12 protein-coding genes and 1 pseudogene are annotated in these 11,898 nt (G+C 50.1%); all 13 read left to right on the top strand.

Annotation, left to right across the window (positions count from 1 at the left end; all coding sequences use genetic code 11):
- The first annotated feature begins 1 nt into the window (after nucleotide 1).
- The gene (gene fliP, locus AC6I8Y_RS00595; RefSeq protein ID WP_498020626.1) at nucleotides 2-790 is read left to right on the top strand and encodes a flagellar type III secretion system pore protein FliP; all 789 of its coding nucleotides are present in this window, start codon (nucleotides 2-4) and stop codon (nucleotides 788-790) included.
- A gap of 9 nt (nucleotides 791-799) precedes the next feature.
- Nucleotides 800-1,069 (top strand): flagellar biosynthesis protein FliQ, encoded by a 270-nt coding sequence (gene fliQ, locus AC6I8Y_RS00590; RefSeq protein ID WP_234494777.1) that lies wholly within the window; start codon nucleotides 800-802, stop codon nucleotides 1,067-1,069.
- Nucleotides 1,069-1,845, top strand: coding sequence for a flagellar biosynthetic protein FliR (fliR, locus tag AC6I8Y_RS00585; RefSeq protein ID WP_234494778.1), 777 nt, complete (start codon nucleotides 1,069-1,071; stop codon nucleotides 1,843-1,845). The genes fliQ and fliR overlap by 1 nt, the downstream gene beginning before the upstream one ends.
- Nucleotides 1,842-2,968: pseudogene (flhB, locus tag AC6I8Y_RS00580) on the top strand (flagellar biosynthesis protein FlhB). Before fliR ends, flhB begins: the two are co-directional and overlap by 4 nt.
- 36 nt (nucleotides 2,969-3,004) lie before the next feature.
- Nucleotides 3,005-5,098, top strand: a complete 2,094-nt coding sequence (gene flhA, locus AC6I8Y_RS00575) for a flagellar biosynthesis protein FlhA (RefSeq protein ID WP_394153849.1) — start codon at nucleotides 3,005-3,007, stop codon at nucleotides 5,096-5,098.
- A gap of 40 nt (nucleotides 5,099-5,138) precedes the next feature.
- Entirely contained in the window at nucleotides 5,139-6,107 is a 969-nt protein-coding gene (locus tag AC6I8Y_RS00570) for a diguanylate phosphodiesterase (RefSeq protein ID WP_498020625.1), read from the top strand.
- 174 nt (nucleotides 6,108-6,281) lie between these two features.
- Nucleotides 6,282-7,124 (top strand): lateral flagellin LafA, encoded by an 843-nt coding sequence (lafA, locus tag AC6I8Y_RS00565; RefSeq protein WP_498020624.1) that lies wholly within the window; start codon nucleotides 6,282-6,284, stop codon nucleotides 7,122-7,124.
- Between the two features lie 421 nt (nucleotides 7,125-7,545).
- Nucleotides 7,546-8,880 carry a flagellar filament capping protein FliD gene (gene fliD, locus AC6I8Y_RS00560; protein WP_498020623.1) on the top strand — a complete coding sequence of 445 codons (1,335 nt, stop codon included), beginning with the start codon at nucleotides 7,546-7,548 and terminating at the stop codon, nucleotides 8,878-8,880.
- An 18-nt stretch (nucleotides 8,881-8,898) separates the two neighbouring features.
- Nucleotides 8,899-9,285, top strand: a complete 387-nt coding sequence (fliS, locus tag AC6I8Y_RS00555; protein ID WP_234494787.1) for a flagellar export chaperone FliS — start codon at nucleotides 8,899-8,901, stop codon at nucleotides 9,283-9,285.
- Nucleotides 9,269-9,580 (top strand): LafD, encoded by a 312-nt coding sequence (locus AC6I8Y_RS00550; protein WP_234494788.1) that lies wholly within the window; start codon nucleotides 9,269-9,271, stop codon nucleotides 9,578-9,580. Before fliS ends, AC6I8Y_RS00550 begins: the two co-directional genes overlap by 17 nt.
- 4 nt (nucleotides 9,581-9,584) lie before the next feature.
- Nucleotides 9,585-10,658: a flagellar hook-length control protein FliK gene (locus AC6I8Y_RS00545; protein ID WP_498020622.1), complete on the top strand. Its 1,074-nt coding sequence runs from the start codon at nucleotides 9,585-9,587 to the stop codon at nucleotides 10,656-10,658.
- Nucleotides 10,659-10,676: 18 nt separating this feature from the next.
- Nucleotides 10,677-11,153, top strand: coding sequence for a flagellar basal body-associated FliL family protein (locus AC6I8Y_RS00540; RefSeq protein WP_042477852.1), 477 nt, complete (start codon nucleotides 10,677-10,679; stop codon nucleotides 11,151-11,153).
- Between the two features lie 8 nt (nucleotides 11,154-11,161).
- The gene (locus AC6I8Y_RS00535; protein WP_042477850.1) at nucleotides 11,162-11,890 is read left to right on the top strand and encodes a FliA/WhiG family RNA polymerase sigma factor; all 729 of its coding nucleotides are present in this window, start codon (nucleotides 11,162-11,164) and stop codon (nucleotides 11,888-11,890) included.
- The last annotated feature ends 8 nt before the right edge of the window (nucleotides 11,891-11,898 follow it).

Raw genomic sequence — 11,898 nt, 5'->3', positions numbered from 1 at the left:
TATGTTGGCTTCAAGCACACTGCAAAGATGGCTCCCAAAAACATTGAGTCGTGGTACGTTAGTCATCATTTCTCTGGTGCTTTTGCTTGGTAGCCAAATGGCGTGGGCAGACAACGGATTAACGTTTCTTACCGTCAATGATGGGCAGTCAGAGCAGGAGTACAGCGTCAAGCTGCAAATCTTGCTACTGATGACAGCGTTAAGCTTTTTACCCGCCTTCTTGCTGATGGCCACCAGCTTTACACGTATTATCGTCGTGTTGGCGATTCTACGTCAGGCACTGGGTCTGCAGCAAAGCCCACCGAACCGAGTGCTGATTGGTATCGCCTTGTGTTTAAGCATTCTTATTATGCGTCCCGTCTGGAGCGACGTCTATGAGAATGCATTCCTGCCTTACGACCAAGGTGAGATCACCTTGATGCAAGCCTTCTCAACCGCAGAAAAGCCGGTGAGAAACTTTATGTTGGCACAAACGCAGCAAAACTCCCTAGAGCAGATGCTGAGGATCGCCAATGAGCCGATTGACTCCAACGTCGACGACATCTCATTTGCCATCGTGCTTCCAGCGTTTGTCATCAGTGAACTTAAGACCGCGTTTCAGATCGGCTTTATGCTGTTTATCCCGTTTCTGATCATCGACCTGGTAGTAGCAAGCGTGTTGATGGCTATGGGTATGATGATGCTATCGCCACTGATCGTCTCGCTGCCATTTAAGTTGGTCGTCTTTGTGTTGGTCGATGGTTGGGCGATGACCGTTGGCACGCTTTCAGCCAGTTTTAGTACTGGATAAGGACACGCGATGACCCCTGAAATGACAGTGGCGCTGTTCTCCAATGCCGTCTGGCTGATCATCAATATCGTTATGGTACTCGTGGTGCCGGGCCTTCTAGTCGGCTTGGTCATTGCCGTATTTCAAGCCGCGACACAAATCCAAGAGCAGACACTGAGTTTCTTACCCAAACTTTTGGCGACCCTGCTGATGGTGATCTTTGCTGGCCACTGGATGCTGAGAAAAATCATGGAGTTATTCGACTACTTGTTCCACAACATTCCAGGGATGATTGGTTGATGCAGATAACGTTCGCCGAGATTTCACAATGGTTAGGCCAATTATGGTGGCCCTTTTTCAGGATTGGGGCCGCCTTTTTGGCCATGCCATTTTTCGGTGACGCTTTGATTCCCGTGTGGGTTCGTGCACTGCTCGCTCTATCTATCGTGGTCATTACCGCGCCATTAATGCCAGCTATGCCTGCTGTTGACCTGTTTTCAATGACCTCTCTGTTTCTGGCTTTCGAGCAAGCGATGTGGGGGCTTTTCTTCGGTCTTATCCTGCACTTTTTCTTTAATATCTTTACTATGCTGGGGCAAATCGTTTCGCTGCAAATGGGTCTTGGCATGGCCATCATGAATGACCCAGTGAATGGACTGTCGGTCGCCATACTCGGTCGTATTTTCTTGCTGTTGTGTACCCTACTGTTTTTAGCACTCGAGGGTCACCTGCTGGTTATCGATATTTTGGTACAGAGCTTTGTGGTGTGGCCCGTAGGTTCTGGGCTTTCGGTACTCTCGCTCGACAACATCATCTCGCTGTTTGGTTGGATGTTTGCCTCAGCACTGGCATTAGCACTGCCAGCCATCGTCTCTATGCTGCTGGCCAACATTAGCTTTGGTGTGATGAATCGCGCCGCACCCAGCTTGAACGTTTACGCACTGGGTTTTCCTATGACCATGCTACTCGGTCTGTTCAGTATCTTGATTACGGTTAGCGGCATACCCAGTCGCTACACCGCGTTGGTGCACGAGACACTCTCGCACCTCAACCAGTTTATGGTGGGCGGCGCATGAGTGAACAGTCGAGTCAGGATAAAACCGAGAAAGCCTCGCCCCAGAAAATTAAAAAGGCCAGGCAAGAAGGTCAGATACCACGAGCAAAAGAGTTCACGACGGCAGTACTGTTTTTGATCGTGGCGATGTTTTTCTATAGTCAACTTCACTGGATTTGGCAGCACATCTCTGGGGTGTTCCACTTCAATATGTCACTTACTCGGCAAGACCTTGAAAATCCACAACAGATGCTGGAACAACTCGGTCAAAGCCTCGCCATCATCATCGAGCTCTTACTGCCAATGTTTGCGGTCATCATCATAGCGTCGGTTGGCAGCAGCCTGATATTGGGAGGCTGGATGTTTCGCCCTGCCAACATACAGCCCAAGCTCAGCAAGCTTAACCCCCTGTCTGGCATTAAGCGCATGTTCTCGACACGCTCCTTGGTTGAGCTGATCAAGTCGTCACTCAAGGTCGCCGTCATCTTTGCGCTGCTTTATACCTATCTCGACAGCAACTTCTCACAGCTATTAGGCATGCAGCAGTTGACCTTGAATCAGGGTATTACCCTGGTCATGACCATACTGTTCGAAGGCCTGCTTCTAATGGGGTGGCGCTGCTTATCTTTGGTGTGATTGATATCCCCTACCAGCGCTGGGAGCACCTAAAGCAGCTCAAGATGACCAAGCAAGAGCTTAAAGAAGAGTACAAAAACAACGAAGGTCGCCCAGAGGTCAAACAGCGCATTCGCCAAATTCAGCAGCAGTTTGCTCGTCGCAAGATAGACCAAGCCGTTCCCAAAGCTGACGTGGTTATCACCAACCCAACCCATTATGCGGTGGCACTCAAGTACGACACCAGTTTGTCGGAGGCCCCCTTTGTGGTTGCCAAAGGCATAGATGAGACCGCGATGCACATTCAGCGCATTGCACGAGAAAACAATGTGGAAGTCCTCAACTCACCACCGCTGACTCGTGCCATTTACCATACCACCGCCATCGAGCAGGCCGTACCGAGCCAGCTCTATATCGCGGTTGCGCACATTTTAACTTACGTCATGCAGCTCAAAGCGTTTCGACGTGGCAGTGGGGATAAACCCATGCCGCTGCCAACATTTACCATCCCTAAGCATTTGCAGCATTGATTGGCTTAGGACACTTGCAACAACGAAGGAACACATATGTTGAATCGTCTTACTCAACTTAGACGCTCAGGAAAAGGATACATTGGCATACCGATCGTGCTGCTGATGATTTTGGCGATGGTGATTTTGCCACTGCCACCTTTACTGCTTGATGCCTTGTTTACCTTTAACATCGTGCTGGCAATCTTGGTGTTACTGGTCAGTACCACGGCAAAGCGTCCACTCGATTTCTCGGTGTTCCCAACCATCTTGCTCATCGCTACCCTAATGCGCCTGACGCTCAACGTTGCCTCGACGCGTATCGTACTGCTAGAAGGTCACAATGGCGGAGATGCCGCCGGTAAGGTCATTCAAGCCTTCGGTGAGGTTGTGATTGGTGGCAATTATGTCGTGGGTATGGTGATTTTCGTCATCTTGATGATCATTAACTTCGTGGTGATCACCAAAGGTGGCGAGCGAATTTCAGAGGTTTCAGCCCGCTTTACCCTCGATGCGCTACCCGGCAAGCAAATGGCTATCGATGCGGATCTCAACGCTGGTCTCATCGACCAAGAAGCGGCACGAACCCGACGTAAAGAAGTTGCCAACGAAGCAGACTTCCACGGTTCCATGGATGGTGCCTCCAAGTTTGTCCGAGGCGACGCCATTGCTGGCTTAATGATCCTCTTTATCAACATCATTGGTGGTATCAGCATCGGTGTGTTTGAGCACGGTCTACCCGCTTCCGAAGCCTTTAAAACCTATGCCCTACTGACCATAGGTGACGGTCTGGTTGCTCAGATCCCATCGCTATTATTGGCGACCGCCGCAGCGATCATCGTGACGCGCATTAACGACAGCGATAGCGACATGGCTGACACCATGCAGAAACAGCTGTTAGCGACACCAGCGACCCTGTTTACTGTTGCTGGCATCATGTTGATCATCGGCCTTGTACCTGGCATGCCGCATTTGGCGTTCTTTACCTTCTCTGCGGTGCTCGCCTTCGCTGGTTGGAAACAATCCAAAAAGCCCATCGAAGACCCACAGCTCGATGAAGTGGAAGCCATCTCCAACGCGATGCAAAACGACAGTGAGCAGCCACTGTCATGGGATGATATTCCTCATGTACAAAGCCTCTCATTGGCTTTGGGTTACCGCTTGGTTCACCTGGTCAACAAAGAGCAAGGCGCTCCGGTTTTGCAGCGTATTCGTGGGGTTCGCAAAAACCTCTCGGAGCAAGTCGGATTTCTTCTGCCCGAGGTACGCATTCGTGACAACCTGAGTCTGAAACCAAACCAATACACGGTGTCGCTCAATGGAGAAGTGATTGAAGAGGGCTTTATTGAACCCGATCGCTTGATGGCCATCGCGGTAGGTGAAACCTATGGTGAAGTCGACGGTATTCTAGGGAGCGATCCTGCCTACCATCTTCCTGCAGTATGGATTGAACACAACGATAAAGCTAAGGCGCTGAACATGGGCTATCAGGTAGTCGATGACGCTACAGTGATTGCGACTCACATCAGCAAAGTGATGAAAACCCACCTTGCTGAGCTGTTCACCCACGATGATGTGGATGCCATGAACCTGCGCTTGACCCAACAAGCGCCCAAACTCGCAGAAGCACTTGGTGCAGCTTTAAACCCTGCACAGCAGTTAAAGGTGTACAGACAACTGCTTTTGGATCAGGTACCACTGAAAGATATTCGCACCATTGCCAACACTATGCTGGAATCGGCAGAAAACACCAAAGAGCCGATTCTGCTTGCCTCAGATGTACGCTGCGCGCTGCGCCGAACTCTGGTGAATTTGGTGGCAGGGCAGCGCAAAGAACTTAATGTCTACGCACTCTCTGACGAACTAGAGCAGATGCTGATGCAATCGCTGCATCAAGCTCAAGCGAATGGCAATGTGATACTCGATAGCTTCCCAATTGAGCCAAACATTTTGAGTCAGTTCCAACAGAACCTTCCGCTGATACAACAGCAGCTTAAGCAGCAAGGACTTGCACCGATTCTCTTGGTGATGCCACAGCTGAGACCGTTGATCGCGCGCTATGCCCGCACCTTCTCGCAAGGGTTGGCGGTTCTGTCATACAACGAAATCCCCGAAAGCAAACAAATAAACGTGGTAGGAAACCTTGGATAATTTAAGTAGCTACAGGGCCCAGTTTCTCTATGTGCTGCGCATGATAGAGGACAATGCGGTCACCGAAGACGATGAAAAGCTCGCGCAACTGATGGCAGCGGACGAAGTGTGTCATGCCTGCCAACCGATTCGACACTGCAACAGCGACGAGATTCAGTACCAATACATCACGCTGCGCTATGGTGAGAAAAAGGACCACAGCGTGTTCGCGCTCGACATTTCTGATACCGTGCGCGCTGCTCTAGACTTATTTGCGCTCTATCTTGCCGTAAGGCAAACCCAATTTGAGCTGGAAACCTTCCACCCTGACTTGCTCAATAATCTAGTGTTCTCGATGAACGCTTGCACCTTATTGCGTCCAGAGGGAAAACATTTCATCGACCAGCTTGCTCAGCACTACAAGCGACCGATGTCGATGTTGATCCCAAGCCTGCACCTAACCCAAGGCGAGGCGACCAACCCAGCAAGTAAGGCGCTGCTTGAGCATTTGGAAGACCGATTCCACAGCGTGTGTTTTGATGTGCATCTTCCCGTGAGTAATCTCGACTACCTCACACCCTTTGCACCGCAGATCATCAAGATATCCAATTCACTGGATAGTCAGGATGAAAAGCGCACCCTACTTCCGGTGATCCGCTACATAAAACGATGCAAAGCGACGCTAATCGCCGGTCGAGTCACCAGTCAGAACACCTTATCGCAATATAAGATGCTCGGCGCTAAGTACTACTTTGGTTATGTCACCGATGTGCCCATCCCAGTGCACTTTAAAGGCTTTGAAGATCCAAAGGCAGAGATGCGTAAAAAGCAGCGTGAGCGTGCCAAAGAAGAGCAAGCGGCCGAGCAGCAAGCATTGGCGGAACAACAACTTGCTTTAGAACAAGCGGAACAAGACAAGCAGCAAGCGCTGCTCGATGCCAGTATCGATAACATGTATCAGTCGGCCAAAACGGAATATGTCGACGAAGAGATCGCCGCCATCGTCAAACAGGTCGATGAGAATCCGTAAGCATGAATGGGGCGTCAGCCCCATTTTCTTTGAAGCGGTATCACAGTTTTCTTCCTATTTTCAATAATTTCCAGTTTTTTTTCATTTCCAGTTAATTTTCAAAATCAACTTACCGCCTCTAGTTAGTGAGCGGGGCGATAGTCCCACATTGAGACAAATCTAGGAGAATTCACAATGGCTCTATCAATGCACACTAACTACGCTTCGCTAGTTACTCAAAATACTCTAAGCAGCACTAACAACATGCTAAGCACTGCAATGGAACGCTTGAGCACGGGTTACCGTATTAACTCAGCAGCAGATGACGCGGCAGGTCTTCAAATTTCTAACCGCCTAGAGTCACAAACTCGTGGTATGAATGTCGCTATGCGCAATGCACAAGACGGCATCTCAATGCTACAAACGGCAGAAGGCGCATTCGATGAAGCAACAAATATCCTTTATCGTATGAACGACCTAGCGACTCAAGCAGCTAACGGCACCAACACTGCTAAAGACATCGCTGCGCTAAATAAAGAGTTTGGTGAACTATCTACTGAGCTACAGAACATCACAACCAACACTAAATATGCTGGCGATCAGCTACTAACTACAAACGGTATTAAAGCCGGCGGTCTAACGCTTCAAATCGGCGCATCAACAGGTGAAACTCTAGACCTTGCGACTACTGTAGACACTGATGTAGGTACTGCATTCGATACTCTTAGCGCTGGTTTCGCTGGCATTACTGACCAAGCAACTGCACAAGCAGCGATGACCAATATCCAAACTGCAATTGATGAAGTTGGTGCTGCCCGTGCTGGCATGGGTGCGACTATCAACCGCCTAGACCACACTATTGTTAACCTAGGCAACATGGTAGAAAACACATCAGCAGCTAAAGGGCGAATGACAGATGCAGACTTCGCTGTTGAGTCATCAAACATGACTAAGAACCAAATGCTGATGCAAGCGGGTACCACTGTACTGTCGCAAACTAACCAGCTACCTGGCATGGCAATGTCTCTACTTCGCTAATTGATAGCAAGCATTTTCGATAGTTGGGGAAGTTTGCTACCAGCCTACTCCAGCTATCGAAGATATGATGAATTATCCTTCGTTAACGATTCATCCGTCCTTTGAACCTCCTTCGGGAGGTTTTTCTTTTTAAGCCCCAGTGATGGATTCGGAATGTAGATCTCAATTCTCTGCTCGATATAGAACCACCGTTAACTATCTCTCTAGAAATGTCGCCTTAACCCTCTGAGTAATAGACAGTTTTAAGGTGGAAAGGCGGAACTCAGACTGAGGAAACCTCACTTCCGCCATCAAACCAAAAACAACATAACCAATTGATATTTATAGCTTTAAATCATGGCATATATCTTGATTTGAACCACTAAAGATGATTTCGCGGCTCGCAGCCCAGACGCGGGAAGCAAGATTAAGGAGCACTCCAATGAGTTCGTTAGACCCGATTACTATGGCCACCCAGCTTGCCACTTACGATGTGCAGCCATTTCAAATGCGCTACCAGATGCAAGCGGACAAATATCAGTCTCAGATCACGGCTTTGGGTAAGGTGGAAGCAGCGCTAAGAGAATTCCGCACCGCTGTCACCAATATGAACAGCAGTAGCTCCAATATCATTAAGAACTCGGCCAGTGTGTCTCAAGACGGCTTCCTATCAGCGACTGCCAACGCCAGCGCACTCACAGGCAGCTATCAGATTTTCGTTGAACAGGTGGCCACCGCGCACCAGATGAAGACGGACATGCCCTCTGATCTGGACGCAACCACCGAAATCCCAGCGACAGGCACCTTGGATTTCACCATCAATGGTGAAGCAGTCACGATTGACCTAGCGACAGTTTCGGCCGACGCTGGTGGCACCGCGACTATGGCTGATCTGGTCTCAGCCATTAATAACGACCCTAATAACCCGGGCGCAAACGCGACGCTGGTTCGCTCTAACGGACAAACCCACTTTATGCTTTCCAGCACTGAAACTGGGGTTGAGAACACCATCAACGTATCAGCAACAGGCACGAATGCTGCCTGGTTCGAAGATGCGTTTACCAACAGCACAGATATCAGCACACCACAAGATGCGGTGATCTGGCTTGGCGGGCAAGGCGGCCTGAAACTCGAGAGTAGCAGCAATACCTTTACTGGTGTCATTGACGGTGTCGACATCACAGTGAGTAAAGCGCAAGCCGCAGGGGAGCAACCACTCACCCTCAATATTGGTCCGGACCAAGAAGCAACCAAAGAGCAGGTTAATGCGTTTATTGACGCCTACAACACCTTGATGTCGACCATGGATGAATACACCGGCATAGGCGGTGAAGATCAGGCGCGTGGTGTGCTCGCCAGCGACCCCACTCTGCGTTCCATTGAGAGCCAGCTGACCAGCATAGTTCGCGGTGAGTACAACGGCATGCGTCTAAGCGAAGTGGGTATTGAGATCGACCGCAGCGGTAAAATGACGTTAGACGCCACTAAGTTCGAAGAAGCACAAAAGAATAACAGTGCCGCTCTAGAGGCCATGTTCAATGGCGACGGTAACCTGCTCGACTCCATTGACACTATGGTTGACCCATTCTTGAAATCAACCACTGGTCTTTTTAAGACCCGCAAAGACAGCCTGCAGCAGAACATCTCACGTATCGACGACAAGCAAGCCACGCTGGAGCGCAAATACGACATGGCGTATAGCCGCTATCTCTCGCAGTTCACCCAAATGAATACCTTAATGACACAAATGAACCAAACCATGAGCATGTTTGGTTAAGGCTAGGAGTACAAATTTATGCTAATGGATTCAGGTTACGACTCATATCAACAAGTAGACCTTGACGCGCAAGCAGCGGCAGCCAACCCACACCAACTCGTGGTGATGCTTATCGATGGACTTCTTAATGAAATCGAGCGCGTTCGCGGTCATATGACAGAAGGTCGCTTAGAACAAAAAGGACAAGGTATCAGCAAATGCATGAACATCCTTGTCGGTCTGGATAGCGCACTTGATGACGAAAATGGTGGCGAGATAGCCGCAAACCTTCACCAACTTTACGACTTTTGCCAAGCCGAGCTGTATCAAGCAAGCGTCAATAACGACGTTGAGAAGCTAGAGAATGTGGAAAAGGTCATGGCTCACATCAAAGAAGGATGGCAGAACTTTGGCCAACACGCATAAGGTTTCCCCAGAGCGGTTTCGCCACCTTAGCCAGTGCATGAGGGTGGCAGCAAAAACTGAGGATTGGCAGTCACTTAAGCGATACGACGGGCAGCTTCGTGAGCTTTTGGACACCCATAGGCCTTTCCTTAAAGACCCGCGACTGGCACCCGAAATTGAACGTGCACGCAAGGCGCATCTTAGCGCTTATGAGGCGTTATCCGTTGCCACCAGCAAGCTGAAAAAGAAGCTAGACAGCAACGACGCTGAGAAAGAGCGAGCGATGGCATACCAACTGGCGATGACCTTGGAGTAATGGAATGTTAGTGACCAACCAGACAGGCAATCTCTCTGCCGCAAAGCAAGGTGAAGGAAGTGGACCAGTCAGTATTAATCCCTCTCACGTTCCTAACGAGGGAGGCGCTGCGCTGCAAACGACACGTGGGTTTGGTTCACTCATCCCATCGACTGAGCGCGAGCAGAGATTAGGCCAACATGAACAAGACGGCGAGTCATTGGCTGAAATGTTATCTGACGCCCTCCAGCAGGAATCCTTATCAGGTGAGCTAGTCGGCTTTGTCAGAACGCCCGATCAAGCGTTCGGTGCTGCTGGTGCAACAAATGCGGCCATTAACGGCGAGCAATTGGGCGCCGCGACGAACCCTATGATGACGAGAGCGATAGACAGCGAGCGCATGTCGTTTAATCAGCTTGCTCAGCTCAATGCGAACTCAACCACTTCTAACGCAACGAGAGAAGGCGCTGCTTCCGCACTTTTGCAAACAACAACATCGTTATCTTCAGAGACAACAAGCAAATCTTTAGCGAGCGACATTGCCAGTCTATTAAGTGCGAGTCAGTCTCAAAGCAGTGCCAATAGCGCTTTGGCAGGCGCACAGTCTGCTGCGCCTCAAACGCAAGCGACCTCAACAACCATGGCAAATGTCACGACAACTGAGTGGGCACCCGTTCGTATTGACCCACAAGCAGGCAAGTGGGGTGAGCAGATGCTTCAGGTTCTGCACGACCGCGTGACCTTACAAGCTCAGCAGAACCTGCAAGAAGCGCGCATTCGCTTGGACCCGCCCGATCTTGGCAAGCTCGATCTGATGGTACGGGTGGAAGGCGACAAGCTCAGCGTTCAACTGAATGCCAACGTGGCCGCAACGCGTGAGGCTTTAATCCAGGTGTCAGAGCGACTGCGTGCAGAGCTACAAAACCAGAGCTTGATGCATGTGGATGTGCAGATTGGTAGTGGCGATAAACAAGAGTCTGACGCCCACCCATCGCATGACCAGAGCGCCACTATTTTTGCCAATCAACGTCATGATGCCGAACACGACGCAGCCATGACCTTCTCAACGGATGAACACTGGCTTAACACCCAGGTGTAACGGCTTTAGGAAAACAGCATGAATAAAAAATACCTTGTTTCACTCTTCGCCGCCTGCATTACGACCAGTGCTTTGGTCTCGGCGGCGACGGTTTATGGCACCATGTGGTACTTCAACAACCAACCGACGGTAAGTGCTAGCGAGTTCTCACTATTTAACTCAGAGCCAAAGCGCAGCGCCGATCCAACGTTTCATGCATTGGATAATGTGATTGTCAGCGTTCGCGGTAAGAAACAGACCCACTTTGTAATGCTAGAGCTGGCATTAGAAACGCGTCATCCAGAGCGTCTAGAGTTTGCCCGCGACTATATGCCCAAAGTTCGCCACGCGATGCTGAATCTGTTTAGCCAAAAGCGCTATGAAGATCTGCATGGCGCTGAAGCACTGGAGCAGCTCCAACAAGAAGTGAAAGCATCGGTGCTTACCGCCTATGCAGATACCCAACTTAAGCGCGATATCGACGATGTTCTGCTGACGAAATTTGTTATTCAGTAGGAGCTGCCATGCTGGATATGAATCATTCTGAAAGCTACGGAGTGGTCGACGAAGTCTCGACGCCCACCAACCGTATCGATGAAAATCGCTTGCTTAGTCAACATCAAATCTTGGTTAAGCGCGTCGTCAACCAACTGCGTAATCACGCCACCACCCATTGCAGCATTGAAGACATGCAGCAAATCGGGCTGATTGGATTACTCGAAGCTGGTCGTCGCTATGGCAACATTGACGACCCTAACTTCCCCGCTTTTGCCGTGTGTCGTATTCGTGGCTCGATTTTAGACGAGCTGCGACGGCTCGATTGGCGCTCACGCAAAACCCGTCAGCAGGCTCACGAGCTTAACGATGTCACGCGCGATCTGACCAAGAGTCTGAAGCGAACACCGACCGAACAAGAGATCATACGCGCACTTGGTACCGATCAGCAGGATTATCACGCCAGACTCAACGCCACCATGGCGGCGGAAATGCAGAGCCTCGACCAATTAATTGAAAGTGGTCTCGAGGGGACGGTGGATTCTGACTACGACGGCATGAATCACGAACATATCCGCCGCAGCCTTGAAAAAGCGCTCGACAAACTCCCTAAACGTGAGCAGCTACTGCTCACTCTGTTTTATCAACACGACTTGAACTTACACGAGATTGCTTTAGTGCTCGAACTGACACCGCCGAGGATATGTCAGCTGCACAAACAAGCGCTCAAGCAGCTCAACCAACTACTGTCTTCTTAGGAGTCCAC

The sequence above is a fragment of the Vibrio sp. KUL78 genome (assembly GCF_059725505.1).
Note: the sequence above shows the minus strand (reverse complement) of the source record. Positions and strands in the feature narration are given on the sequence as shown.

What these genes read in the sequence shown, in the direction of transcription:
- flhA (WP_394153849.1), top strand. Translation starts at nt 3,005, where the DNA reads ATGTTGAATCGTCTTACTCAACTTAGACGCTCAGGAAAAGGATACATT.
- AC6I8Y_RS00540 (WP_042477852.1), top strand. Translation starts at nt 10,677, where the DNA reads ATGAATAAAAAATACCTTGTTTCACTCTTCGCCGCCTGCATTACGACC.
- fliP (WP_498020626.1), top strand. Translation starts at nt 2, where the DNA reads ATGTTGGCTTCAAGCACACTGCAAAGATGGCTCCCAAAAACATTGAGT.
- fliS (WP_234494787.1), top strand. Translation starts at nt 8,899, where the DNA reads ATGCTAATGGATTCAGGTTACGACTCATATCAACAAGTAGACCTTGAC.
- AC6I8Y_RS00570 (WP_498020625.1), top strand. Translation starts at nt 5,139, where the DNA reads ATGATAGAGGACAATGCGGTCACCGAAGACGATGAAAAGCTCGCGCAA.
- fliD (WP_498020623.1), top strand. Translation starts at nt 7,546, where the DNA reads ATGAGTTCGTTAGACCCGATTACTATGGCCACCCAGCTTGCCACTTAC.
- lafA (WP_498020624.1), top strand. Translation starts at nt 6,282, where the DNA reads ATGGCTCTATCAATGCACACTAACTACGCTTCGCTAGTTACTCAAAAT.
- AC6I8Y_RS00545 (WP_498020622.1), top strand. Translation starts at nt 9,585, where the DNA reads ATGTTAGTGACCAACCAGACAGGCAATCTCTCTGCCGCAAAGCAAGGT.
- fliR (WP_234494778.1), top strand. Translation starts at nt 1,069, where the DNA reads ATGCAGATAACGTTCGCCGAGATTTCACAATGGTTAGGCCAATTATGG.
- AC6I8Y_RS00535 (WP_042477850.1), top strand. Translation starts at nt 11,162, where the DNA reads ATGCTGGATATGAATCATTCTGAAAGCTACGGAGTGGTCGACGAAGTC.
- fliQ (WP_234494777.1), top strand. Translation starts at nt 800, where the DNA reads ATGACCCCTGAAATGACAGTGGCGCTGTTCTCCAATGCCGTCTGGCTG.